This is a genomic window from Noviherbaspirillum sp. ST9 (assembly GCF_048799745.1).
GTDB lineage: Bacteria > Pseudomonadota > Gammaproteobacteria > Burkholderiales > Burkholderiaceae_D > Noviherbaspirillum.
In genome coordinates this window covers 393,299-417,497 of the sequence record NZ_JBLWFR010000003.1, presented here as the reverse complement: position 1 = coordinate 417,497, position 24,199 = coordinate 393,299, and the positions used below count along the sequence as shown (strand labels likewise).

The following is a 24,199-nucleotide window of genomic DNA, read 5'->3' as shown; positions in this document are numbered from 1 at the left end:
GGATTTAAACTTTGAGGATGCGCTCGCCGCGGCCGATGCCGGAACCACCGGTACGGACGGTTTCGAGGATCGCGGTACGGTCGATCGATTCGATGAAGGCGTCGAGCTTGGACTTGTTGCCGGTCAGCTCGATAGTGTACGTCTTCTCAGTCACGTCGATGATGCGGCCGCGGAAGATGTCCGCGGTACGCTTCATTTCTTCACGTTCCTTGCCGACGGCACGCACCTTGATGAGCATGAGCTCACGTTCGATATGCGCACCTTCGGTCAGGTCGACGACCTTCACGACTTCGATCAAGCGGTTCAGGTGCTTGGTAATCTGCTCGATCACGTCGTCCGAACCGGTGGTCACAATCGTCATGCGCGACAGCGATGTGTCTTCGGTCGGCGCCACGGTCAGCGTTTCGATGTTGTAGCCGCGAGCGGAGAACAGGCCCACCACACGCGACAGCGCGCCTGCTTCGTTTTCAAGCAAAACAGAGATGATGTGTCGCATTACAGATCCTCCGAACCCAGAAGCATTTCAGTCAAGCCCTTGCCGGCTTTCACCATCGGCCAGACGTTCTCGGTTTGATCGGTAATGAAGTTCATGAACACCAACCGGTCCTTCATGCCGAACGCTTCTTTCAGCGCGCCTTCAACGTCGCCCGGCTTCTCGATCTTCATGCCGACGTGGCCGAAGGATTCGACCAGCATGTTGAAGTCGGGGAGCGAATCCATGTAGGACTCGGAATAGCGCGAGCCGTAATCGATCTGCTGCCACTGACGGACCATGCCGAGGAAGCGGTTGTTCAGCAGGATGATCTTCGGAGTCAGGTGGTACTGCTTGCAGGTGGCGAGCTCCTGGATGCACATCTGGATGGAGGCTTCGCCGGTCACGCAAGCCACCGTCGCGCCGGGATTGGCCATCTGCACGCCCATGGCGTACGGCAGGCCCACGCCCATCGTGCCCAGGCCGCCCGAGTTGATCCAGCGGCGCGGCTTGTCGAAGTTGTAGTACTGCGCAGCCCACATTTGGTGCTGGCCGACGTCGGAGGTGATGAAGGCGTCGCCCTTGGTCACTTCCCACAGCTTGCGCACGACTTCCTGCGGTTTGATGACTTCGTTGGAAGTCGCAAACTTCAGGCATTCGCGGCCGCGCCATTCGTTGATCTGGCGCCACCATGCGCTGAGTGCCGGCGCATTCGGCTTGGCTTCGGAGGCGTCGAGCTGCGACAGCAGTTCGACCAGCACGTCCTTGACGTTGCCGACGATGGGAATATCGACCTTCACGCGCTTCGAAATCGACGACGGGTCGATGTCGATGTGGATGATCTTGCGCGGATGGGTGGCGAAGTGCTTGGGATTGCCGATTACGCGGTCGTCGAAGCGCGCACCGATGGCGATCAGCACGTCGCAGTGCTGCATGGCCATGTTGGCTTCATAGGTGCCGTGCATGCCGGGCATGCCGACGAACTTGTCGCTCGATGCCCTGTAGCCGCCAAGACCCATCAGGGTATTGGTGCAGGGATAACCGAGTTTGTCGACCAGCTTGTTCAGCTCGGGAGCCGCATTCGCGAGGATGATGCCGCCGCCGGTATAGATCATCGGGCGCTCTGCGGTCAGCAGAAGCTGCACCGCCTTGCGGATCTGGCCGGAATGGCCCTTGTCGACCGGCTTGTACGAACGCATCTCGACCTCTTTCGGGTACTCGAATGCGCACTTCTGCACGGTGATGTCCTTCGGGATATCGACCAGCACCGGGCCGGGACGGCCGGTCGTGGCGATAAAGAAGGCTTTCTTGATCGTCTCGGCCAGGTCCTTGACGTCCTTGACGAGGAAGTTGTGCTTCACGCACGGACGCGTAATGCCGACCGTGTCGCATTCCTGAAACGCATCCTGGCCGATCGCATGCGACGGCACCTGACCGGAGATGATCACCATCGGGATCGAATCCATGTAGGCGGTGGCAAGGCCGGTAACCGCGTTGGTTACGCCCGGGCCGGAGGTGACGATGGCGACGCCGACTTTCTGCGAGCTGCGCGAATAGGCGTCAGCAGCGTGGATCGCCGCCTGCTCGTGGCGTACCAGGATGTGCTGGAATTTGTCTTGATTGAAGATTGCGTCGTAGATGTAGAGCACTGCGCCGCCGGGATACCCGAACACATGTTCGACGCCTTCCTCGGCCAGGCAACGCACGACTATTTCCGCGCCTGTGATTTCTGAACTCATTGCTAGTTCCTTTCAAGGTCCATTGGAGATTGATCGGATGCCCTCTCCTGGCGAAAACCGTGCGGAACAACAGTGCCTTGGCTTCCCTTGATTGTGCGGTCACGCCGGTTCGTTGCGCACCCGTAGATGCGATTCAAAGCGACGCTAAACGCGACTCGTTCAGCCTGGGTACCTGAAGTGCCGGTACGGATTTCTCACGCTTGTGGCGTGGGTTAGAGCAAACAGCTTTTAAAAGTAAAGCGCGTCTGATCGAAAGGCGGCATTATGCGCCGCACAAGAAAAGACAGTCCTTCGGGGATGCGAAGGGACTCATAAGTTAATGCGTCGCACCATTTTGGTCAAGTTAATTTCCACCAAAAGCCTTAGGAATCAAGCGGTTTCCGCAAAATCCATGCACAGTGCGCGCCTTTTTTGCTAGCATGCGCTCAGTTTTGGAAAGTGATGCCGGACGGCACCCGCCCCGCCAACATCCACCCTCTTCGCTGCACGAAAGACGACACGCCTCCTCGCATGGCAACTGAAAAAGAACTTTCCAGCTTCCTGGAAGCCGTGGAACGCAAAGCCTTCAAGCAGGCGGTCTACGCGGTTCGCAAGGATGAGGCAGCGCTGGATATTGTTCAAGATGCAATGATCAAGCTGGCGGAGAAGTACGGCGATAAACCGGCGGCTGAGTTGCCGATGCTCTTCCAGCGCATCCTGCAGAACACCATTCACGACTACTTCCGCCGCGAAAAGGTGCGCAGCACCTGGGTCAGCCTGTTTTCAGGCATGGGAAATGACCTCGAAGACAACGAGAACTTCGACCTGCTCGAAACCTATGAGGCGGAAGAAGGGTCGGAAGCTGCCGAGTCGAGCGCGGACAAGGTCGAACGCGACCAGGTGCTGGCGGTCATCGATGAGGAGATTCAAAAGCTGCCGGCGCGTCAACGCGAAGCCTTCCTCATGCGTTATTGGCAGGATATGGATGTAGCCGAAACGGCTGCAGCAATGGGCTGTTCCGAGGGCAGCGTCAAAACACACTGCTCGCGCGCGACACATGCATTAGCCCAGGCGCTGAGAGCCAAGGGAATTACATTATGAATACCAGAGAACTGAATTTCGCGTACAAGGTACGGCACGCGCTTAACGAAAGCGCGGAAAAACTTCCGCAATCCACCGCGGAAAAGCTGGCATCTGCTCGCAAAATGGCGCTCTCCCGACAAAAGAAGACATCCGGGCTGCGCGTGTTCGTCCCGCAGCGCCTGTTTGCCGGCGAGGCAGGACGTTTTGTCAATGCACCGCTTGCATGGCTGGGTCGTATGGGTGTGATGGTGCCGGTCGTTGCGCTGTTTGCACTTATGGCAAGCATCTACCAGGTGGAGCAGCGGCATATCAGCGATACCGCCGAAATGGACGTTGCGGTCCTGGCTGACGAATTGCCCCTGTCCGCATATCTGGATAGCGGATTCAACGCGTTCCTGGCATCGCGGGATCACTGACATGAATCGATGGATATTTACACCGACCGCCCGCCTACTGCGGGCGGTCTTCTTTTTGGCCGTGCCTTTGGCGGCCGCCATAACGCTTGCACCGGGAGCAACCGCGCAATCCGCACCAGCACAACCCGCGAGCACGCAACCAGCAGCATCAAGGCCGCTCTGGAAAGAACTCAGTCCGGCACAGCAACAAGCGCTGTCCCCCCTGGCGAGCGAATGGGACACGCTGGAACCTGTCCGCAAAAACAAGTGGCTTGCCATCGCCAACAAGTTCGGCTCGATGAAACCGGAAGAGCAGCAACGCATGCAGGAACGCATGCGCGACTGGGTCAAGCTGACGCCCGAGGAACGGCGACTGGCACGCGAAAACTATGTGCGCGCCAAAAAGTTGAACCCGGACCAGAAATCAGCCCAGTGGGAGCAGTATCAGCAGTTGCCTGATGAAGAGAAGAAGAAGCTTGCCGCCGATAGCGCTGCCAAGAAGAAGGTTGCCACACTCCCCCCTCCCGGCGCACAGGACAAGCAGCCCAAGCCGCTGCCGCCAATCAAGGCGACACCCAAACCGGTTCTTGAACAATCCGTCACGCCCAAAGCCGCCAGCCAGTCGGCCTTGCAGCCGCCCGCTCCGCCCAATTCAAAATAAGCTGAACAATTGAATACCCAAGCCACACCCACGCTTCGGCGACGCCTCGCCAGCATGGTCTATGAATCCATGCTGATTTTTGCCGTGCTGTTCATATTCGGAGGACTGTTCTCCATCCTGATGGAGCAGAAGCATGCGCTATACCTGCGCGGATTGATGCAGGATTGGTTACTGCTGCTGCTCGCGGTCTATTTTGTGTGGTTCTGGACCCATGGCGGGCAGACGCTTGCCATGCAGACCTGGCGTATTCGCCTTGTGGCATCAGATGGATCGCCCGTTGGCGTCAGTCGTGCACTGGGACGCTTCTTCCTGTCATGGCTGTGGGTGATGCCGGGGCTTGTCGCCGCATGGGCAATGGGCGCAAAGGAGTGGATGCTTGTCCTTATTCCTGCCGCGAACGTGGTCCTCTGGGCATTGGCCGTATTCCTGGATCCACACCGCCAGTTTCTGCATGATCGCATCGCGGGCACGCGCCTGATTACATTCGATCCCCCCGGCAAGAAGCCGGCAAAGTAAGTTCCGTCAGATGCCGGCGAACGGCTGGGGCTCGCCGGCGTAAAGCCTCTTCATGATCCCCTGCTCCCGGTGGACCACCGTGGCGACGAATGCTGCAGGATCTTTCATTTCCTTGAAGGCCTTGAAGCCACGTTCGAGAAAACTTTGCAGCTCGGCGAGATTGGCCACTTTTGCAGGGCCGCGCATCATCGCCAGCGTGCTGCCGATCAACGGGATGCGAACCAGTTCACAGAGCGCACGCCCCACCGACTCGACATGGCGAATTTGCCGCTCCCTGTCTTTTCGTGTTCCCGACTGTCTGTAGGCAGCGATATAGTCCGCTTCCGTAAAGTTTGCGCCAAGCCGCATTGCCATGGCGGCATCCAGCTTTTCCGATAAAGCGTCGAGGGATACGGCCTCCGCCACTGCCCACAATGCCGTGGCCGGCAGCATCCTTTCCATTGCCGGGACAACACGCTCGAGACTCGCATCGCGTTGCGTCAGGTCGTCCGATCCGTAGAGATCCGCGAGGAAAAACTGAGCAGCCGCCTTCGTGCCGGGCGCATGCAACAGGTCTGCGTGGGTGTCGGCCATGCGCTGGGCCTGGAAGGAGCGAACCGCGACGCGGGCGGCATGAAGCACCGGGTCGGACCCGGCGGACTTCCGGGCAGCAATCACCTCGCCAAGTTCGCGACGAATAACGGATGCCGCTTCCCGCTTGCCTGCGTTGCCGGATTGATCGCGTTGGTATCGCACGTTTTCCATAGGTTGATTTTGCCCCACGTACGCACGGGTGGCGCAAAAAAAGTTCGACTAGAGCTAGAGCTCTACTTTGCACCGGGTAGCAGAGAATACGGTGGAGTACACTGCAAAAAAGACAAAGAAAGAGATGGAGACATGGCGACTAACTCATCCCGGCGTTCATTCCTGAAGGTCGGGCTGCTCGGTGCGCTCGCGCTTGCGACGGCCGGCGGCCTGTATCGCATCACACGTCCTGCGGAAACACCTGGCCCGTTCATCTTGAATGACGTGGCGAGAGCGGTGCTCGCGGCGATCGTCCCGGCCATGCTCAAGGGTGCAGTAACGACGCCTGGCGACATCGACGCGGCGATCAAGCGCGCGGTTGACGCAATCCACGGCCTGCCCCTTTCCGCGCAGAAGGAGGTGCAGGACTTGTTTGCCCTGCTTGCACTCGGTCCATCGCGGCGTCTGCTTGCCGGCGTTCCCGACGACTGGAACCAGGCGAAGCCCGCCGATGTCGCTGCGTTCTTGCATGACTGGCGCTACAGCCGCATTGCCCTGTTCCAGGGGGCTTATCTCGGCCTGCACGATCTCATCACCGGCGCGTGGTATTCGCACGAGTCGACCTGGGCGGCCATCGGCTATCCCGGTCCGGCCAGGGAATTCAATTGAGAGGCACCATGACAAATTCTTCCAGCACTTCCATTCCCGATCCGATCCAGGCCGGTCTGGCCTCAGGCTGGAAAGTCATTGATGCATCTTCCGTGCAGGAGAGCAAGCGCATCGAGGCCGACGTGGCAATCATCGGCACAGGAGCGGGTGGCGGTGTGACAGCGGAAATCCTCGCGCTGGCCGGACTGAACGTCGTTCTCATCGAGGAAGGCCCGCTGAAGTCGTCGAAAGACTTCAAGATGCGGGAAGCGCAGGCCTACCCGACGCTGTACCAGGAAACGGGTGCTCGAAAAACCAGGGACAAGGCCATCAACATTCTCCAGGGACGGGCCGTAGGCGGCTCGACAACGGTTAACTGGACATCCAGCTTTCGCACCCCAAATACGACGCTTGCCTACTGGCAGGCCAAATACGGCCTGAAGGATTTCACGCCCGACGCAATGGCGCCGTGGTTTGCGATGATGGAGCGGCGGCTGAACATCGGTGTGTGGCTGACGCCGCCGAACGAAAACAACGACTTGCTCAAGCGCGGCGCAGCCAGGCTTGGCATTCCCGCCGCGGCCATCCAGCGCAATGTAAAGGGATGCTGGAATCTCGGCTACTGCGGCATGGGCTGTCCGACGAACGCAAAGCAGTCGATGCTCGTGACCACCATTCCCGCCGCCCTCACCCATGGCGCGACGCTAGTCACGCGTGCGAGGGCAGAGAAGCTGCTGATGAAGGGCGACAAGGTGAGCGGCGTGTCTTGTGTCGCGCTCGATAGCGATGGCCTGGCGCCGACAGGAAAGACAATCGTCGTCCATGCCAGGCACTACGTCGTCGCCGGCGGCGCCATCAATTCCCCCGCGCTGCTGATGCGTTCCGGCGCTCCCGATCCGCATCGCTTGCTCGGCAAACGCACCTTCCTGCATCCCACCATCATTTCCGCCGCGCTGTTTGACCACAAGGTGGAAGGATTTTCCGGGGCGCCGCAAACCATCTATTCCGATCACTTTCTCGAAACCCAACCGATCGATGGCCCGATCGGTTACAAGCTGGAAGCGCCTCCGTTGCATCCCCTGCTTTTCGCATCGACGATGCATGGTTTCGGGGAACAGCACACGGCGATGATGAAACAATTCGCCAATACGCATGCACTGCTCGCGCTACTGCGTGACGGCTTCCACGAGCAGTCGCCCGGCGGCACCGTGCAGCTGAAGGATGATGGTTCGCCCGTCCTGGACTATCCGATTTCCGATTTCGTCTGGGATGGCGTGCGGCGCTCGCTCCTGACGATGGCGGAAATCCAGTTCGCCGCTGGAGCGAAAACGGTGTACCCGGTGCATGAAGTTGCGGAAGGCTACTCCAAATGGGATGCGGCGAAGACAGCCATCAACAACCTGCCCTACAAGCCGCTGCTGTCGCGCGTCGTGTCCGCTCATGTGATGGGAGGATGTGGCATGTCGGACGATGCGAAACTCGGCGTCGTCTCGTCGGCCGGGCGGTATTACGGGTTGAGCAACCTGTCGGTGCACGACGGCTCGCTCTTCCCCACATCCATCGGCGCCAACCCGCAGTTGTCGATCTACGGAATCACCGCTAAGCTGGCGAGTACGCTGGCAAACGAACTCACGGGAAAGCCGGCACCGACGCCCACTGCGGTTTGATGCATGGTTGCACGAATCACGAGACTATTGCTGCTGTTCCAACTGCTTGCCGCGGCGGCATTTGCTGCTGCGGCGATGCCACTCCTCCATCTCGACAATGCCTTACTGGCGGGTCTGCTTGGCCTCGGTCTCGTCGTCATGGCACGGCTGGTCATTACGGGAAACAATTTCCTGCTTGCGTCACGCACCAGGAGCAAGCTGCCCATGCAACACCGGATCGGACTGTGGCAAGGCCTTCGCTTATTCCTCGGCGAGTACCGGGCGACCATGACCGCTTCCTCGTGGACCATGCCCTTCCGCACCTTTTCGACGCGCATTCCGGCGCGCTCGCAAGGCCTGCCTGTCCTGCTGGTCCACGGTTACGGATGCAACAGCGGCTACTGGCATTCCATGAGCCTGGCCCTGGAGAAGGCGAAGATCGCGCACCACGCGATCGACCTTGAGCCGGTGATCGGCGGAATCGACGAATATTCTCCACTAATTCATGATGCGATCGAAACACTGTGCAAGGAGACCGGCCGCGACAAGGTCGTCATCGTGGCCCACAGCATGGGTGGGCTGGCATCGCGCGCGTATTTGCGCGACCATGGAAGCGGCCATGTTGCGCGGTTGATTACGCTGGGAACCCCGCACCACGGCACGGCCCTTGCCCATTTTGGTGTCGGCCTGAACACCGAGCAGATGCGCTGGACCGCGACGGAACAGGAGGGACTGGCGAGCGAATGGCTGCGGACACTGAAGGCGGGAGAGAACCCGTCGATCTATCACCTGATCGTGTCCATCTATTCCCACCACGACAACATCATTTCACCGCAGACATCGTCCCATCTTGAGGGCGCAAAGAATATCGAGCTGAGCGGCATCGGGCATGTTGCGCTCGGATTCGATCCCGACGTGCAGGCCATGGTTATCCGCGAGGTGCGCGATGCGTCTGCGCGGGTCGCGCAACCACTGCCTGCGCACGCTGCGCTAAAGCCAGCCTGACTTCCTGAATCGCCGGTACAGGTAGGCACATACGACGGCGACAAAACATAATGCCGCCGGATAGCCGTACTTCCACTTCAGTTCCGGCATGACTTCAAAGTTCATGCCCCAAATGCCAACGAAGGCGGTTGCGACGGCAAAGATGGCCGCCCATGCGGCCAGCCGCTTGTTGACCTCGCTTTCTTCGATGGTCACCATCGAGAGGTTCACCTGGATGGCGGTCGCAATGGTGTCGCGGATGTTGTCGATCGACGTGTTGATGCGGTAGAGGTGGTCATACACGTCGCGGAAGTACTCCTGCGTATTCACGCAGATGCGCGGCACCCTGCCGCCATAGAGCCTTGCCGATGCTTCCATGAGCGGCGATACCGCATGCTTGAGCGTCGTCACTTTGCGCTTGAGTTGGTAGAGGCGCTCGATATTGGCCCGCTGCGATCCCTTCTCGAAGATCTGGTCCTCGACCGTCTCCAGCTCTTCTTCCAGCGCTTCGATAATCGGGAAGTAGCGGTCCACCACGGCGTCCATCAACGCATAGAACACAAATGCTGATCCCTGCTTCAGCAATTGCGGCTCGCGCTCACAGCGCGCGCGTACGCCGAGGAACCCCTGTTCGCTCCCATTGCGCACCGAGACAACATAGTTCTCTTCCACGAAGATATCGAGTTCGCCGACGCGCAGTTCGCCGCCGGCCGCTTCGATGATATGGACCACGGCAAACAGCGAATCACCGTATTCTTCGATCTTGGGCCGCTGATGGCCGTGCAGCGCGTCCTCTACCGCCAACTCGTGCAGGTTGAACTCGGCTTGCAGGACCTTGAGCTCCTGGGGCTGGGCATCCTTCAAAGCGACCCAGACAAAACAATCGGGGAGATGGAGATACGCGTTGATCCTGTCGAGCGGCACATCGCTCAAGCGCTTGCCGTCCTGATAGGCAACACAATTGATCAGCATGGGGTTCTCCGAACGCATAGTGTGATGAGCCTGCATTCCTCCGAGCTTACACGGAATGCAGCGTTCCTTGCTTGACGGAATGCATGATCAGTTTAACGTTACGATGCCTGCAGGTGTCGCAACATGCGCAACGAGACCGGGTGGCGAGGATGCCGCACTGGCGATACGAAGTCGCTCATCTTCAGCAAGGCCAATACGCCGCCATGCCTCTCGCAGGTGCGTGGGTTGCGGGTGGAATACGTCCAGTCGAACCAGGCTGCAGCCTGATGCCGGCATCTTCTGCGTGGGATGCGCGCCGTCCGGCCATTGGATGACGGTCGGCAGCGTGCCGCCTTCCACGAGGGCGCCGTCATCGCGAATCGTGATCCGCCACTCCAGCGCGCCGCGCTGCATGTCTCGCACCGGGCCAAGCTGCGAGAGTTCCGTCACGGCATGGGAAATATCGTTTGTCCTGGCGACAAAGGTGGCGAGATAAGGACCGCCTGCCGCACGCTTGCGCTGTTCCGGCCAGTCCATGCCAAACCAGCGGGGGCAATCTGTTGCCGCGGCCTTGGGATTGACGGCAATGACTTCCATGTAGACACCGCTGCCGAGGTTCAACAGCGCATTGTGGGTGCCGACACGGATGTGCTCGCCACCCGGCGCAAGCTTCACACCCAACTTCTTTTCGCAGAAATCAACACCCTCTTCGAGGGCGGAAGCGACGATAACGATATGGTCGAGTGTGGAGGCAATGGGACGCATACTTTCTCCAGATACATGCGTGGCCGTCGATCGGCCTTTGGTTTGAACTTTTCTGTTGTTCCCGCAACTATCAAACAGTACCGGGACATCTTTCGGTGCTTTTCAACAAGGAGGTTTCATGAAACGATCCCGCGCTGCCATCGTAGCGGCCATTGCCTTGTCATCCCTCGGACCGTTCGCGTGGGGTGCAGACCTTGTCGAGACAGCGTCTACGTCCGGATCCTTCAAAACTTTCCTGGCGGCGGCCAAGGCTGCCGGCATTACGGATACGCTGAAAAATTCCGGACCCTACACGGTCTTCGCACCAAGCGACTCCGCGTTCAACCAGCTGCCGCCAGGCACGGTTAATTCCCTGATGAAAGACAAGGCGAAACTCGCTGAAATACTGGCACATCACGTGATCCCCGGCAAGGTGATGGTCGCCGACGTCAAACCCGGCGAAGTGCAAACCATCCAGGGCGATACCGTGACGCTCAAGTCGGACAACGGCAAGGTGACGGTCGAAAATGCCAATGTCATCCAGAGCGACATGTTGGCCGACAACGGCGTGATCCACGAAATCGACGCTGTCGTTCTCCCGAGGAAATAGCCACGCAAAAAAACGCCCGGTCGGTCCGGGCGTTTGCTACTCCAGATTCGTGTTGCGCGTCAGAAATGGACGCCACGCAGCAACTGCTGCAGCGCGATCTGATCCGCGTTCATCTGCGGGATTTTCTTGTCGCCGTTATTCTTTGCCGCATCCGAATCAGGGAACATGCGGAAGCTGGTGTTCATGATGATGTGCGCGACACGTGGCATCAACGCATGCATGACTTCGCCGAGAATGCCGAGGCGTGTGGCGATGCGCACCGGCTTGTGCACGATTGCTTCGGCAATGAGGTCGGCGGCATCCTCCGGCGAGAGCGTCGGCACGTTCTGGTAAATCTTCGTCGGCGCAATCATGGGCGTGCGCACCAGCGGCATGTTGATCGTGGTGAATTTGATGTTCATATCCGCGAACTCGGACGCGGCACAATTCGTCCACGCATCCAGTGCCGCCTTCGACGCCACGTACGCAGAGAAGCGCGGCGCATTCGTGAGCACACCGATCGATGAAATGTTGATCACGTGGCCGCGGCGCTGTTCGACCATCTTCGGCAGCAAGCCCATCGTCAGGCGCAGGGCACCAAAGTAGTTCAGCTGCATGGTGCGCTCGAAGTCATGGAATCGGTCATAACTCGATTCGATGCCGCGACGGATCGACCGCCCCGCATTGTTGACCAGGATATCGACGCCACCGTGGTTCTCGATCAACAGTTTGACGAAACGGTCGCAGTCAGCCATGTCGGCAACGTCCGCCGGATAGGTGATGACCTCGAAACCGCGCTCGTTGATTTCACGCTTGGCCTCCGCAAGCTTTTCCTCGTCGCGGCCGCAAATGATGGTGATCGCGCCAGCCTCCGCCAGCTTGTGCGCCGCTGCCAGACCAATGCCTGACGAGCCGCCCGTGACCAGCACGACCTTGCCCGACACCTGTCCGCGCAGCGTGCGGTCGATAAACAGGTCCGGATCGAGATTGCGTTCCCAGTAGTCCCAGATGCGCGAGGCGTAATCCTCAAGTCGGGGACAAGTAATACCACTCCCCTTCAGCGCGGCAGCGGCATCCCGGTTGTCGAAGCGCGTCGGATAATTGATAAATTGCATCAGGTCATCCGGCAACCCCAGGTCCTTCATGATGGCCGACTTCACGCGGCGTACCGGCGTCAACGCCATCATGCCCTTCTTGATCGACTTGGGCACAAAGCCGAACAGGGCCGCGTTGATGCGCAAGCTCATCGTCGGGGCGTGGGCGGCACGCGCGAAGGTATTCAACACGTCGCCGACACGCATCGGCTCGGGGTCGGTCAGGTGAAAGCATTTGCCATCCAGCTTGGGCTGGTGAGCGATGTGGTCCATGGCATCCACAACGTAATCCACGGGGACTATATTGATCCGGCCGCCTTCCAAACCGATGGTAGGCATCCAGGGCGGAAGGATCTGGCGAATGCGCTGGATCAGCTTGAAGAAGTAATAGGGACCGTCGATCTTGTCCATTTCGCCGGTCTTCGAATCGCCGACGACTAGCCCAGGGCGATACACGCGGAAGGTGCCCTTGCATTCCTTGCGCACGATCTTCTCGGATTCGTGCTTGGAGGCGAAATACGGATGATCGAGGTTTTCTGCCTCGTCGAACATGTCCTCGCGAAAAATGCCCTCGAACAATCCTGCGGCGGCAATCGAACTGACATGGTGGAAGCAGCCGGCACCGATGGCATTGGCGAACGCAACAGTGTTACGCGTGCCATCGATGTTTACTGCCATCTGCGCTTCGGCGTCTGCCTTGAGGTCGTAGATAGCGGCGAGGTGGAAGAAGTGGTCGATGTTCTTGGCCAGTGCCTTGGTGTCTTCCTTCGACACGCCAAGCCTGGCGGCGCGCAAGTCGCCGTAGACCGGGATGGCCTTCGACTTCGTTGTGCCCCAATACTCGAGCAAGGCAGGTACCTTCGACTTGCTTTCCTCCCTGAGAAGGAAGTAGACGACGCTCCCCTTGCGGGCCAGCAGCTTCTTGACCAGCCGCTTTCCGATGAAGCCTGTGGCTCCCGTAACGAAATACTGCATGCTGCCTCCCTTTTTGTTCGAATTTGGTGACATGCAATCATTGCAGGGTGCATTCGTATTGGCAAGCGCATGACCCTTCCCGGCTTCCCATTTAGAACGCGTGCTCTACGGCTTTAGAACCCGATCTCTAGTTTTGATACCTACACTGCAAGCATCAAGAAGCGCGTCGGTTGAGCCGGCGTCCAGTCAACCAACGATGGGAGAACATGATGGTCAAGAAACTGAAGGCACTGGCCCAGTCCGACGACTCGCAACTGGCAGAAGCCGTCCGGACGTCCGCACAACAGATCTGGCAAGCCGGTCTCGGCGCATTCGCGAAGGCGCAGGAAGAAGGCGGCAAGGTCTTCGCGAAACTGGTCAAGGAAGGCACCGAACTGCAGAAGCGTACCCAGCAACTCGCCAACGGCAAAGTCTCCGATGTGACGGGGACCGTGGTCAAGATGGCCGACAACGTGAGCAAGCAGGCTGCCGGTTCCTGGGACAAGCTGGAGCAGGTGTTCGAGGATCGTGTCTCGCGCTCACTCAAGAGCCTCGGGGTACCGACGCAGGATGACATCCAGACCTTGACCAAGCGCGTCGAAGAGCTGAGCAAAGCAGTCGCCGCCCTCTCCGGCAAGAAGCCGGCTGCAACGAAGTCCGCATCGAAGCCGGTGGCGAAGAAGGCAGCCGCAAAACCGGCAGCCAAGAAAGTGGTTGCGAAGAAGGCTGCCAGGAAGACTGCTGCCAAGTAATCGTCGGCTGACTGCCGCGTTCCTTGCGCAATCCAAGGGGCTTGTGCAACCCACAGGCCCCTTTTTGCTTCTCGCCCTATCGATCGTCCCATGACTTCCAAGCGCATCCAGAAGAACGCCACTGCCAAACCCGTACAGCGCCGTCACGCCGGACGGATCGGCCTTGCGCTTGCAGGCGGAGGCCCATTGGGTGCCGTGTACGAAATCGGCGCACTGGCCGCGCTGGAAGAATCGATCGAAGGATTGGATCTCAACGATGCATCGATCTATGTCGGCATCAGTGCAGGCGGCATCATCGCGGCGGGCCTGGCCAACGGGATCACTCCGCACGACATGTGCCGCCTGTTTGTCGAAAGCGATATGGGTGAGCCGCATGAAGAGCTGTTCAAACCGGAAATGTTGCTCAGGCCCGCGTGGGAAGAATTCAGCATCCGTGCGGCGGCCTTCCCGATCCTTCTCGCCGGCGGGTTGCTTCACTACGCGACGCGTCGCGGCAAGACCACCTTGACCAGTTCCCTGGAACGCTTGAAAGCCGTGCTGCCTACCGGCATCTTCTCCGGGGAAGGCATCCACGAATTCATGCAGCAGTCATTCGCCGCCGCTGGCCGTACGAACGACTTCCGTGAACTGAAGCAGAAGCTTGTGATCGTCGCGACGGATCTCGATTCAGGGGAAGCCGTTCGCTTCGGGCGCGCAGGATGGGATCATGTGCCGATTTCGAAGGCGGCCCAGGCGAGCGCGGCCGTGCCGGGACTATTCCCCCCGGTCGAGATCGGCGGCCGCTATTTCGTCGACGGCGCATTGCGCAAGACGCTGCATGCGTCGATAGCGCTCGAGGAGGAAGTCGACATCCTGGTCTGCGTGAACCCGATCGTCCCCTACAATGCGCGCTCGCTGCACAAGCCGGGCAAACTCGCCCAGGGCGGGCTGCTGGCAGTGCTGTCGCAGACGCTGCGCGCGATCATCCATTCGCGCGTCGAGATCGGCATGTCCAACTACATGGTCAACTACCCGGAAACGGACATCCTGCTCGTCGAGCCCAGTACGGAAGATGCCGACATGTTCTTCACCAACCTGTTCAGCTACAACAGCCGGCGACGCATGTGCGAGAACGCCTACCAGAACACCCGCATGATGCTCTGGCAGCGCCGCAAGGAGATTGGCCCACTGCTCGAGCGGAACGGCCTGCGCCTGAAACTGCCCGTCCTGCGCGATAGTAGCCTCACGCTCGTCAAAAAGCCCGTCACGGACAAGGAAGACCGCTTCGGACTCCAGCGCCTGAACGACACCCTCAACAGCCTTGAACGGCACCTGAAAATCGCCGCGGGATAGTTGATGGACGCGGTATCTGGATTGAATCATCGGTGTTATGCTAGACCCCGGTTCACAAATCGCCGAGTACGTGAACGGGATCCGGGAAGCGCACCGCGCCCTGGGTCCGGACGCCACTCCCGGGCACGGCCATTTGTAGACCCAACACCTACAAAAAATCCAGAATACAAATGGGAGGCAGCGCTCATGCAACACAAAGCCCCTCGGCGCACGCGGGAACGGATTCTCGAACTGTCGCTGCGGCTGTTCAATGAATTTGGTGAGCCGAACATCACCACCACCGTCATCGCCGAAGAGATGAACATCTCGCCCGGCAACCTGTACTACCACTTCCGGAACAAGGACGACATCGTCAACTCGCTCTTCGCGCAATTCGAAGCCGAGATCGGTCGCATGCTGGCCGTGCCCGCAGACCGCCGCCCGAACATCGAGGACGTGTGGCTCTATCTGCACCTGATGTTCGAACTGGTATGGCGCTACCGCTTCTTCTACCGCGATCTGTCCGACCTCCTCTCGCGCAACCGCAAGCTGGAACTGCACTTCAAGCAAATTCTCGCGCACAAGACCAAGGTGGCGCAGCAGCTGTGCCAGGGCCTGCGCAGCGACCAGGCGCTGGAAGCAAGCGACCACGAAATTGATGCGCTGGCGACCAACATCGTCGTCGTCGCCACTTACTGGCTGTCGTACGAATACGTGCGCAATCCACGCAAATACACCGAGCAGGAAGCGATGGCAGAAGCGCTGGCGCGCGGCTGTTATCAGGTTCTGTCGCTGCTTGGGCCCTACCTCCGGGGCGAGACGCACCTGCTGTTCGAAAAGCTCTCCGAGGAATACCTGAAAAAACTCAAGTAAGGACAACACACCATGGCATGGAGCAAATTCCCCTATCCCGACGATTCGTATGTCCACACGCCGGCCAGCCTGAAGAAGGCCTGGGCGCGCCTGCATGCTGGCGACGCCGAACCCTTCCCAAAGGATGCGGCACTGGTGGACGCATGGATCGCCTTCCACGCGGGGGAGTTCGAGAAAGCAGCCAAGTTGGGCCTTGCAGCCGGCATGGACGGCTACTCCGTGGCCAACAAGGCGACCGCGATCTACGCCAACTATCTGGAAAAGTCCGAGAAAAAGAAGCTCGCCATGTTCGAGGAGGTCGCGGAGCGTTGCGAGGCACAGCAGAAGGAACAGCCGAAGAACGCGGCGGCTTGGTACTGGCATGCCTACGCGCTCGGCCGCTACGCGCAGGGGATTTCGATCGTGAAGGCCCTGTCGCAAGGCATCGGCAACAAGGTCAAGAACAGCCTGGACACTACCGTGAAGCTAGCGCCGAAACATGCGGATGCCCACATCGGTCTCGGCACCTACCACGCCGAAATCATCGACAAGGTAGGTGCAATGATCGGCGGACTGACCTACGGTGCAAAAAAAGAAGACGGACTCAAGTTTTTCAAAGCTGCCCTGAAGCTCAATCCCGACTCTGCCATCTCGCGTGTTGAATACGCGAACGGACTCGTCATGCTGGAAGGCAAGAAGAAGATGGAAGAGGCGGTCAAGCTGTATGAGGAAGCCGCGGCATGCGAACCTGTCGATGCGATGGAACGGCTGGACGTGGAACTGGCCAAAGCGGAACTGGAAGAATGACCGAGCGCCGCAGGAATCAACGGCGGCAGGGTAACATGTGCGTATGAAATCTCTCTGTGTCTACTGCGGGGCGTCTATCGGACGCCTCGACATTTATGCCGCCGGTGCACGCGCTCTTGCGAAGGCAATGGTCGAGCGGAATATCGAACTAGTTTATGGCGGCGGCAATGTCGGCCTCATGGGTGTCGTTGCCGACGAGGTGTTGCGGCTGGGAGGTCGCGCGACGGGCGTCATTCCTCAGGCGCTGGTTGACAAGGAAGTGGCGCACAGCGGCCTCACTCATCTCCACGTCGTGCGCAACATGCACGAGCGCAAGGCGATGATGGCAGACTTGTCTGACGGATTCGTAGCGATGCCTGGCGGGATCGGGACGCTGGAGGAACTGTTCGAGATTTTTACCTGGTCCCAGCTCGGCTTTCACACCAAGCCGATCGGCCTGCTGAACGTCAATCACTTCTACGACGGCCTGACCGGATTCCTGAAGCACGTCGTGGAAGAAGGGTTCCTGAAGCAAAAACAGGCCGGATTGCTGATTGCGGAGAATGATCCGGAACAGCTGCTTGCCCGCATGTCGGCCTTCAGGGGCGGGCCGGAAGGCGTCCTTGATCCGGAAACCGCGCGCAAGACGATCTAGCAGACTCACCGCGTCGCGGAGGACGCTCGCCTGTCATTCGGACTGGCAACTCCTGCACCTTATCGGGGCTGCAACTGTCCGAGGCGGCCTTCCACGAAGGCGAAAAGCTCGTTCGACAGCGTGTTCGTCGCCTTTGCACGCTTGTAGGCGTCAATGGCCTCGGCAGCCCGGCCGTCCGCTTGCAAAGAAATGCCGAGGCCCATCCACCATGCCCCGTTTTGCGGATTTCCCTTGAGCGCTGTTGCGAAGTGTTCCGCAGCCGACTTGTGGCGCTGGTCGCGCTGCAGCAAGGCCGCCAGCAAGGCGTAATACTCAGGGCGGCCGGACGCGAAGCGGAGGGAATGCTCGAGGGTCTCGATGGCCATCTTCGTCTCGCCCTTGTCAGCCTGCAGCCGGGCCAGGATCATTGCCATTCCGGTCTGTGCCGGGTCCACAGCCAGTCCCTCCGCAGCCTGGCGCATCGCATCGTCGGTCCGTTTGGCGTCAATCAGCACGCCGACCAGCGCATGGCGGGATGCCGCATGGCGGTGATCCAACTGCAGCGCACGCTCCAGCCCGGCGATGGCGTCACTGCGTCTTACCTGCTGGATCAGTGTCAGCGCCTTGCGGTATTCGTTTTCCGCCATCTGCGACGGGGTTAATTCCTTGACCGGGATGTCGGAAACGGCATCCTTGTCAGCACGCGCTGCGGTGGGAGCTGCTGGTGCGATAGACTTGCTCTTTGCCGGCTCACGTTCGGCAGCATCCGAAACCTGAGCTTTGGGTGTTGACGGGGAAGTGGTCAGCGTCTCCTTCGGTGCAACTGGAACTGTCGGCTTCGCTTCCATTGGAAACGATGGTTTGGCCTGTGGTTCCAGGGTCAGGTCCAGCTTCAGCGGCAGGTCGCGCAGCGGATGCGAAACCTCCGCCGGCAGCGATTCCTGCTGTGGCTGCGCATCTTGTTTCGGCGTCACTTCCTGCTTTGGAAGCGGCGGCACCACAGCCACATGGGCGGCCCGCTCCTTCCAGAACCATGCAGCCGCAGCGAGGCCAACCACACCGGCCGCCACGGCGACGCCTCCCCACGCCAAACGGCCCCGCCTTGGGACAGGAACAGCACGAACCTGTGCATTGTGCACCGGCGCTGCGCCGCCTTCCGGGCGTCGCGCGTCCAGCTCCTGCAGCATTTTATTAATGAGACTCATTGGAGAAACACCCAGGCCGTTCCTGCGGCAACCGTCGCGCAGACGAACAGTGCCGCCGCAGCATACCGCGTGTTCAGGCCTGGACGCGCAGCTCCCGTATCCTTCGCGGCGACACTAATGTGCGCAGCGGAGACCTGTTGCCGGCCTTCGCCGAAGGCAAGCATCAGCGCCTTGTGGGCAACGATATTGGCGAGACGCGGCAACCCTCCGCTGGCGCGGTAGAGCGCACCGATCGCTGCCTGTTCGAACAAGCGGGCGCCGGTGTATCCGGCTACACGCAGGCGGTGCGACACGTAGAACTCGAGATCGTCGCGGGTGAGCGGACGCAAGCGGTAGTGGAAGGTGATGCGTTGCATGAGCTGGCGAATCTTGTCCTGTTCCAGCACTGCGTCCAGCTCCGGCTGGCCGAACAGGACGATCTGCAAGAGCTTGCGCTTTTCGGTTTCCAGGTTGGTCAGCAGGCGCAAGGCTTCGAGACTTTCAATGGGAATCGCCTGCGCCTCGTCCAGGCATAACAGCACCCTTTTCTCCTCACGTGCCAGCACCAGCAGCCTGTGGTTGATCGACTTGAGCAACTGGTGCTGGTCGACATCCTTCTCGAGTGCGATATCGAGTTCATCCGCAAGCGCGAGCATGAGCGTGCGCGGCTCGAGCAAGGGATTGGGAATGTAAGCAGTGACGAACTCGGGGCCGAGCGCCGCCATGAACTTTCGGCAAAGCAGCGTCTTCCCGGTGCCGACCTCCCCGGTGATCTTGATGAACCCTTCGCCATTGTTCGCCGCCACGAGCAGCGTGTTGAGCGCCTCCTGCGCCGTCGAACAGGCGAAGAAATAGCTTGTGTCGGGCGTGATGCCGAACGGCAGTTCGTGCAGACCGAAATGAGACCTGTACATGCTTACTGACCGTTGCCGTTGCGCGGCGCCATTCCCTGGATCCGTCCCTGCGCGTCGATGATGTCCCGCGACCAGTTATTCCCCTGCACGATCGTCGGCTTGAGCAGGATGACCAGTTCGCGCTTTTGCAGCGACTCCTTCGTATTGCGGAACAGTGCGCCCAGTCCCGGCGCGTCGCCGGCCCCCGGAAGGCCCGAGCGGTCCGAAATCGAGGCCTGGCGCATCAGTCCGCCAATGGCGACGATCTGGCCGTCCCTGCCGCGCACGATGCTGTCGGTTTCGGAGATTGCACTGGAGGCCAGAGGCAGGTTGAAGGTGCCGAGCGTGCCAAGGTTCAGCGGCTTGTCGATGGTCGAGACGTTGCTCACTGACGGATGTACGTGCAGCATGATGTTGCCCTGCTCGTCGATCTGCGGCGTCACATCGAGTGCCACGCCAGAGAAGAAAGGCTGGACAGTCACCGTGGGGCTGGTGGTCGTCGTTGCACCGGTGGCCGAGGTGTTCGTGCTGATGCGGGTCACGAAGAACTCGTCCTTGCCGACTTTGAGCACGGCCTTCTGATTGTTCATCGTCGCGATGCGCGGGCTGGAGAGGACGTGCACTGTGCCTTGCGTTTCGAGGAACGAGAGCAGCGCGGCGAAATTGGTGCTCTGGAAGGCGATGCCGAACAGGGAGGCCGGTGTCGTGCCGGCAGCCGTTCCACCGGTCGGGGATGGCGCAGAGATGGTGCTTCCGGGTATCGCGATCAAGCCGGGCTGGGCCGTACTCGTGAGTGCCACGGGAGCGCCGCTCGCCGTCGGCGGCGACAGCGTCGCTCCTTGGGTAAGCAGGCCGGCCGAGCCGATGCTGGTATGGCTGCCGGCTCTGAACGCCGCCCAGTTGATCCCCGACTGGAAGCTGTCGTTGAGCTCGACTTCGAGGATTTTTGCGTCGAGGATCACTTGCCTGTCGACCGATGCCTGTGTTGCACGGAGATAGGCCTCGATGTTTCTCAGCTCATCCCACATGCCGCGCACAACCACCACGCCGGACTGCGGACTGATGACGACACTGCGCCCTTCCCGGCCGCCCATGATGGCTTCGATTGATGCCTTCAGTTCCACCCAGAAGTCGCTCACCGACGAAGTCGTGATCCGGCTGCTGTTGAAGGTTGTTTGGGTCTCGGTGGCGCCGCTATTCGTGCTCCCCGTGTTACCTGCCGATTGCTGGTTGTTCGAGCTGTCGGAGATCGAGCCGGACGTTACTCGCGTGTCCGACGTGCCTCGCCGGTTCGCGCTCAGGTAATTGACATGGAACACGCGCGTCTGCATCGTCAGCGGCTTGATGATGATGGTCGCGCCTTCGACACGGTATTCATAGCCGTAGAGCTCGCGGATCACCTCCAGCGCTTCGAACAGCGTGACATCTTTGAGGTTCGCAGAGATCGTTCCGCTCACGTCCGGATGCACCAGCATGCTGTAACGCGTTCCGGTGGCGAGCGAGAGGAAGAAATGCTTGGCCGGCACATTGTTGAAGGTGACGTTGAAGCGTTCCTCGGCCGGCGCCGAAGGCGTGGGGATCTCGACCTTCAGCGGCGGCAGCAGCGCTTCGGAGACGGCATCGCCCGGCCGTGTCCCGGTGCCTTGCTGGGCCGCCTTCGTCAGTTCGGCGTCGATCAGGTTGTACGTTTCCCGTTTCGGGATCTGCGGGGCGCACGCGACGAGGCTGGCGACGGCCAGCGCGAGAATCGTCTTTTCCACTGTTTGGCGTTGTGTTGTCATTATTCGGTAACTGCTGCGCGCGCACGGTTCTTATGCGTTGCGACCTTGCGCTTTTCAATATCAGGAAACAGCTTGAGTGTCTCGATCTGCTTCCCGGTCCTCAGCAGGACGCTGTCCTCGGAAATCCGGACCACCTTTGCCTGGCCGACGGAATCGCCGACGGTCACGACTTTTCCGCCAATGACAGCCTGCCTGCGGTGTTTCGAGACAAGGATGGATTGGAGTTCGGGAGCCTCGCTGCCCTCGGCAGCGCTCTCCCCCGTTGCGCCAGGTTCGATGAAAGCAGGAGGAGGACGCGTGGGATCCGGAAGGGACTGTGCCGCCGCCAATACCGGCAGCAGCGCGGCAAGCGCGGACGCCGCAAATCCCTTCAGCCGAATCATCCTCCTTACAGGTTCAGCCATTTTTCATCCGTGCTCAAAGTGTAGAGAGTCAGCGTCAGGGATGCCGCTGGATAGGCAGTGCTATTCAACTTTGCCCTGCCCCAGAACAACTGCCATTTGACGTTTTCCAACGCGACGAGGTAGCCCATCAGTTCCGTGTAGCCACCCTGCACGACGAGTTCCACACCATGCTTGTAGATCACTCCGCGCGCCGGCGATGCAGGTTTGGCGGCTGCACCGGGCACGGGGAGTGTCGCGGCCAGCTTCTGCGCGGGCGGCTGGACCTCATCCTGCGGCTGATTAAGCAGTTCGGGGGGAAGGCTCTTCATGCTGACGAGCTTCAGTCCGCCTTGACGCTTGAGAATTCCCTCCAGCAAATCCGGCATTTTATCAGGAGACACCAGGCTCATTTGCAGCCTGGAGAGGTCGTCGCGCGCCTGTTCTATCCTCTGCTCGAGCTCCTTCAGCCGCGCCTTTTCCTGCGCATCCGGATCATGCTTGATCGCATAGGCCTTTTGCAGAATCTGCGTCTGCACCTCGGCGGCTTTCTGCTGGTTATCCTGGATCTGCGCCTGCAGGCGCTTCTGCTTCGCTGCCTGCCGGTCCCACACAAGGCTGTTGAACAGCGAGAACAGTACAACCGCGCTGGCGGCGAAGATGACGCCGCGCTCGCGCAGGGTCATCCCGTCGATTCGCTTGGCGAGAAGTATCAGGCGCTGCTTCATTTCATCTCCCCGATGGAGGACGGGAGAATTTGCCCCGGTATCGCTGCGCCTTGCGCATCTGCCAGTCGAGGCTTCAACCCCGACGACACGAGTGAAAACTCGATGTAAGAAGGTGGTTTCGGCAATGATTGCGGCCCCGGGACCGGAGCGGGCTGGGCCGGTTGCGCGGCCCCGGGCTGCGCAGGTGGCAACTTCGGCGCCGGCTGCACCGATTTCATGTCAATCGCGGCAAACGTCTTCCCTTGCATGACCGGCTCCGCGCGGAGACGGCCGATATAGGCGGGAATCAGGTCCGCGCGCACGGCCCTGCCATCCACACTCATCTCGGCCCCCGGGCCGACAATCGTGAATCCGGTCAGCCAGATGCCCTCGCCGATCTGGCGCGAGAAGGCGCGGAAGAACTCCGAATAGCCATGCGTGTTGCCGAGTTCGCCCGTCTTGAGGAAGTCACGCACGCGCTCCTCGGCCTTCAGTTCGAGTTCGGCGCGCTTGAGTTGCTCCTCCAGCGCCTTGCTCTTTTCCTTCGGTGTCGCCTGGCTGGTCACTTCCTTGAGCTGGACCGCGGTGCGGGCAAGCCGATCATCCGAGGCCTTTGCCTCGCGCACCAATGCCTCCAGCTTGTATTCGGTGTACGCGCTCATCCCGATCGCCGCCACCAGCAGCACGGCCGTTGCCTGTGCAATGGCAATGCTGGAAAAGTATTTCTGCTTCTGGAGAAAGACCGGGCTGAAAAGATTGATCTGCTGGCTCATAGCTCCTTTTCCTCCACGCGAAGGGCCGCGCCAAGGGTCATGAGGAACTTGTGCCGGTCGCCGCCGTTGGCCAAAGCGCCGCACTGGGAGAGGTCGATCACCGTCTCGAGTTCGAAGGGTTCGACCGAAAGATACAGGTTGGAGCGCATGTAGTTCTCAAGCCCGGGATCCTGGCCCGCGGCAAGCACCAGCCTTGCTACCGTAATGAAGTGGAACTGCCGGTCGAAATGGTCCAGCGAACGCTGCACTTCAAGCGTCACGCGGTCGAACAGCGCATGGCGCCGGTCCGAATCCTCCGTTGCAAGGTCGTCCTGCGTGACTTCGATGCGTCGCGAAAGATACAGCTCTCCCTGGAAGCTCACGGTCAGCAGACCACCCTCGCTGGTAAAGACGAGGAAGGCAACTGCCCTGCCCTCAGGCTCCATCAACGCCGAGAGGTTGCGCTGCGCCATATCGGGAATGTCGACCACCGACACGGCAACCTTGGATTCGGAAAAAAGCGTGATCTTTTCCTGGATCAGCTGGTTGCGAGCCGCGACCACGAACATCGAATGTCCGCGTGCGGCATATTCCTTGTCGACCGGGATGTCGACGACGTCAATGGCGGCGTCGTCCACGCGATAGTCGAGCATGTCCTTGACCCGCCAGCGAATTGCCGTCTTGATCTCTTCCGGCTGGACATTGGGCGCGTCGACGGTGAAAAACTGATACTGGCCGGGATCCAGCAACAGGCTGCAGTGATACCGCGACAGCTCCACTTCCTTGTTGACGCGCGCGATCAACTCCCCCAGGTCGGCATCGATATTGGGGTAGTACGCAGCCATGGTCGCAACGGGTTTGTCACTACCATCACGCTTCACATGGGCGAGCCTCAACCCGTCCTCGCGCAGGTTCATCGCGAGCCATCCGGGGCGCTTCGCTTTTGAAAAAAAACGCATGAAAATCAGAGAGATATTGATGTTTCGAAG

26 protein-coding genes are annotated in these 24,199 nt (G+C 60.0%); 13 read left to right on the top strand and 13 right to left on the bottom strand.

What is annotated here, in order from left to right; genetic code table 11:
* Window positions 1–4 precede the first annotated feature (4 nt).
* A complete protein-coding gene (gene ilvN, locus ACNOHI_RS08370; protein ID WP_088710378.1) occupies window positions 5–496 on the bottom strand; it encodes an acetolactate synthase small subunit in 492 nt (163 codons plus the stop codon).
* Entirely contained in the window at window positions 496–2,211 is a 1,716-nt protein-coding gene (locus ACNOHI_RS08365) for an acetolactate synthase 3 catalytic subunit (protein ID WP_420474212.1), read from the bottom strand. Before ACNOHI_RS08365 ends, ilvN begins: the two co-directional genes overlap by 1 nt.
* 510 nt (window positions 2,212–2,721) lie before the next feature.
* Here ACNOHI_RS08365 and ACNOHI_RS08360 point away from each other — a divergent pair.
* The 4 genes from ACNOHI_RS08360 to ACNOHI_RS08345 all read left to right on the top strand — a co-directional run bounded on the left by ACNOHI_RS08360 (window position 2,722) and on the right by ACNOHI_RS08345 (window position 4,845).
* Window positions 2,722–3,291: an RNA polymerase sigma factor gene (locus ACNOHI_RS08360; RefSeq protein ID WP_420474355.1), complete on the top strand. Its 570-nt coding sequence runs from the start codon at window positions 2,722–2,724 to the stop codon at window positions 3,289–3,291.
* The gene (locus tag ACNOHI_RS08355) at window positions 3,288–3,689 is read left to right on the top strand and encodes a DUF3619 family protein (protein WP_420474211.1); all 402 of its coding nucleotides are present in this window, start codon (window positions 3,288–3,290) and stop codon (window positions 3,687–3,689) included. The genes ACNOHI_RS08360 and ACNOHI_RS08355 overlap by 4 nt, the downstream gene beginning before the upstream one ends.
* Window positions 3,690–3,750: 61 nt before the next feature.
* Window positions 3,751–4,329, top strand: a complete 579-nt coding sequence (locus ACNOHI_RS08350) for a DUF3106 domain-containing protein (protein ID WP_420474354.1) — start codon at window positions 3,751–3,753, stop codon at window positions 4,327–4,329.
* Between the two features lie 9 nt (window positions 4,330–4,338).
* Window positions 4,339–4,845: an RDD family protein gene (locus tag ACNOHI_RS08345; protein WP_420474210.1), complete on the top strand. Its 507-nt coding sequence runs from the start codon at window positions 4,339–4,341 to the stop codon at window positions 4,843–4,845.
* Window positions 4,846–4,851: 6 nt separating this feature from the next.
* Here the strand turns inward: ACNOHI_RS08345 and ACNOHI_RS08340 are convergent, their stop codons facing one another.
* Window positions 4,852–5,580 (bottom strand): FFLEELY motif protein, encoded by a 729-nt coding sequence (locus tag ACNOHI_RS08340; protein WP_420474209.1) that lies wholly within the window; start codon window positions 5,578–5,580, stop codon window positions 4,852–4,854.
* Window positions 5,581–5,721: 141 nt separating this feature from the next.
* On the opposite strand from ACNOHI_RS08340, the gene ACNOHI_RS08335 reads away from it, so the two are divergent.
* The 3 genes from ACNOHI_RS08335 to ACNOHI_RS08325 are packed head-to-tail and all read left to right on the top strand — an operon-like array spanning window position 5,722 to window position 8,867.
* Entirely contained in the window at window positions 5,722–6,237 is a 516-nt protein-coding gene (locus ACNOHI_RS08335) for a hypothetical protein (protein WP_420474208.1), read from the top strand.
* A gap of 8 nt (window positions 6,238–6,245) precedes the next feature.
* Complete coding sequence (locus tag ACNOHI_RS08330) at window positions 6,246–7,883, top strand: GMC family oxidoreductase N-terminal domain-containing protein (protein WP_420474207.1); 1,638 nt, start codon at window positions 6,246–6,248, stop codon at window positions 7,881–7,883.
* Window positions 7,884–7,886: 3 nt separating this feature from the next.
* On the top strand, window positions 7,887–8,867 hold the full coding sequence (locus tag ACNOHI_RS08325; RefSeq protein WP_420474206.1) for an esterase/lipase family protein: 981 nt from the start codon (window positions 7,887–7,889) through the stop codon (window positions 8,865–8,867).
* Here the strand turns inward: ACNOHI_RS08325 and corA are convergent.
* Both corA and ACNOHI_RS08315 read right to left on the bottom strand, forming a co-directional pair.
* Window positions 8,853–9,818, bottom strand: coding sequence for a magnesium/cobalt transporter CorA (gene corA, locus ACNOHI_RS08320; RefSeq protein WP_420474205.1), 966 nt, complete (start codon window positions 9,816–9,818; stop codon window positions 8,853–8,855). The genes ACNOHI_RS08325 and corA overlap by 15 nt on opposite strands.
* A gap of 87 nt (window positions 9,819–9,905) precedes the next feature.
* Window positions 9,906–10,562: a VOC family protein gene (locus ACNOHI_RS08315; protein WP_420474204.1), complete on the bottom strand. Its 657-nt coding sequence runs from the start codon at window positions 10,560–10,562 to the stop codon at window positions 9,906–9,908.
* A gap of 118 nt (window positions 10,563–10,680) precedes the next feature.
* Here ACNOHI_RS08315 and ACNOHI_RS08310 point away from each other — a divergent pair, with 118 nt between their 5' ends.
* Window positions 10,681–11,151, top strand: coding sequence for a fasciclin domain-containing protein (locus ACNOHI_RS08310; RefSeq protein ID WP_420474203.1), 471 nt, complete (start codon window positions 10,681–10,683; stop codon window positions 11,149–11,151).
* 59 nt (window positions 11,152–11,210) lie between these two features.
* Here ACNOHI_RS08310 and ACNOHI_RS08305 read toward each other — a convergent pair whose 3' ends face one another.
* Complete coding sequence (locus tag ACNOHI_RS08305; protein ID WP_420474202.1) at window positions 11,211–13,199, bottom strand: SDR family oxidoreductase; 1,989 nt, start codon at window positions 13,197–13,199, stop codon at window positions 11,211–11,213.
* A 206-nt stretch (window positions 13,200–13,405) separates the two neighbouring features.
* On the opposite strand from ACNOHI_RS08305, the gene ACNOHI_RS08300 reads away from it, so the two are divergent.
* The 5 genes from ACNOHI_RS08300 (at window position 13,406) to ACNOHI_RS08280 (ending at window position 17,534) form a co-directional block, all read left to right on the top strand.
* Complete coding sequence (locus ACNOHI_RS08300; protein WP_420474201.1) at window positions 13,406–13,930, top strand: phasin family protein; 525 nt, start codon at window positions 13,406–13,408, stop codon at window positions 13,928–13,930.
* 90 nt (window positions 13,931–14,020) lie between these two features.
* Window positions 14,021–15,262: a patatin-like phospholipase family protein gene (locus ACNOHI_RS08295; RefSeq protein WP_420474200.1), complete on the top strand. Its 1,242-nt coding sequence runs from the start codon at window positions 14,021–14,023 to the stop codon at window positions 15,260–15,262.
* 186 nt (window positions 15,263–15,448) lie between these two features.
* Window positions 15,449–16,114: a TetR/AcrR family transcriptional regulator gene (locus ACNOHI_RS08290; protein ID WP_420474199.1), complete on the top strand. Its 666-nt coding sequence runs from the start codon at window positions 15,449–15,451 to the stop codon at window positions 16,112–16,114.
* A 12-nt stretch (window positions 16,115–16,126) separates the two neighbouring features.
* Window positions 16,127–16,900, top strand: coding sequence for a hypothetical protein (locus ACNOHI_RS08285; RefSeq protein WP_420474198.1), 774 nt, complete (start codon window positions 16,127–16,129; stop codon window positions 16,898–16,900).
* 43 nt (window positions 16,901–16,943) lie between these two features.
* A complete protein-coding gene (locus tag ACNOHI_RS08280) occupies window positions 16,944–17,534 on the top strand; it encodes a TIGR00730 family Rossman fold protein (protein ID WP_420474197.1) in 591 nt (196 codons plus the stop codon).
* Between the two features lie 59 nt (window positions 17,535–17,593).
* On the opposite strand, the gene ACNOHI_RS08275 is transcribed toward ACNOHI_RS08280, so the two are convergent.
* From ACNOHI_RS08275 to ACNOHI_RS08245, 7 genes are read right to left on the bottom strand one after another with little or no spacing between them, the layout of a single operon-like run.
* On the bottom strand, window positions 17,594–18,718 hold the full coding sequence (locus ACNOHI_RS08275) for a tetratricopeptide repeat protein (RefSeq protein ID WP_420474196.1): 1,125 nt from the start codon (window positions 18,716–18,718) through the stop codon (window positions 17,594–17,596).
* Window positions 18,715–19,611, bottom strand: a complete 897-nt coding sequence (locus tag ACNOHI_RS08270; RefSeq protein ID WP_420474195.1) for an ExeA family protein — start codon at window positions 19,609–19,611, stop codon at window positions 18,715–18,717. Before ACNOHI_RS08270 ends, ACNOHI_RS08275 begins: the two co-directional genes overlap by 4 nt.
* 2 nt (window positions 19,612–19,613) lie before the next feature.
* Window positions 19,614–21,371, bottom strand: a complete 1,758-nt coding sequence (gene mshL, locus ACNOHI_RS08265) for a pilus (MSHA type) biogenesis protein MshL (protein ID WP_420474194.1) — start codon at window positions 21,369–21,371, stop codon at window positions 19,614–19,616.
* The gene (locus ACNOHI_RS08260; RefSeq protein WP_420474193.1) at window positions 21,371–21,775 is read right to left on the bottom strand and encodes an MSHA biogenesis protein MshK; all 405 of its coding nucleotides are present in this window, start codon (window positions 21,773–21,775) and stop codon (window positions 21,371–21,373) included. The genes mshL and ACNOHI_RS08260 overlap by 1 nt, the downstream gene beginning before the upstream one ends.
* Window positions 21,760–22,479: an MSHA biogenesis protein MshJ gene (locus ACNOHI_RS08255; RefSeq protein ID WP_420474192.1), complete on the bottom strand. Its 720-nt coding sequence runs from the start codon at window positions 22,477–22,479 to the stop codon at window positions 21,760–21,762. The genes ACNOHI_RS08260 and ACNOHI_RS08255 overlap by 16 nt, the downstream gene beginning before the upstream one ends.
* The gene (locus ACNOHI_RS08250) at window positions 22,476–23,231 is read right to left on the bottom strand and encodes a PilN domain-containing protein (RefSeq protein ID WP_420474191.1); all 756 of its coding nucleotides are present in this window, start codon (window positions 23,229–23,231) and stop codon (window positions 22,476–22,478) included. Before ACNOHI_RS08250 ends, ACNOHI_RS08255 begins: the two co-directional genes overlap by 4 nt.
* A complete protein-coding gene (locus ACNOHI_RS08245; RefSeq protein ID WP_420474190.1) occupies window positions 23,228–24,169 on the bottom strand; it encodes an agglutinin biogenesis protein MshI in 942 nt (313 codons plus the stop codon). The genes ACNOHI_RS08250 and ACNOHI_RS08245 overlap by 4 nt, the downstream gene beginning before the upstream one ends.
* Between the last annotated feature and the right edge of the window lie 30 nt (window positions 24,170–24,199).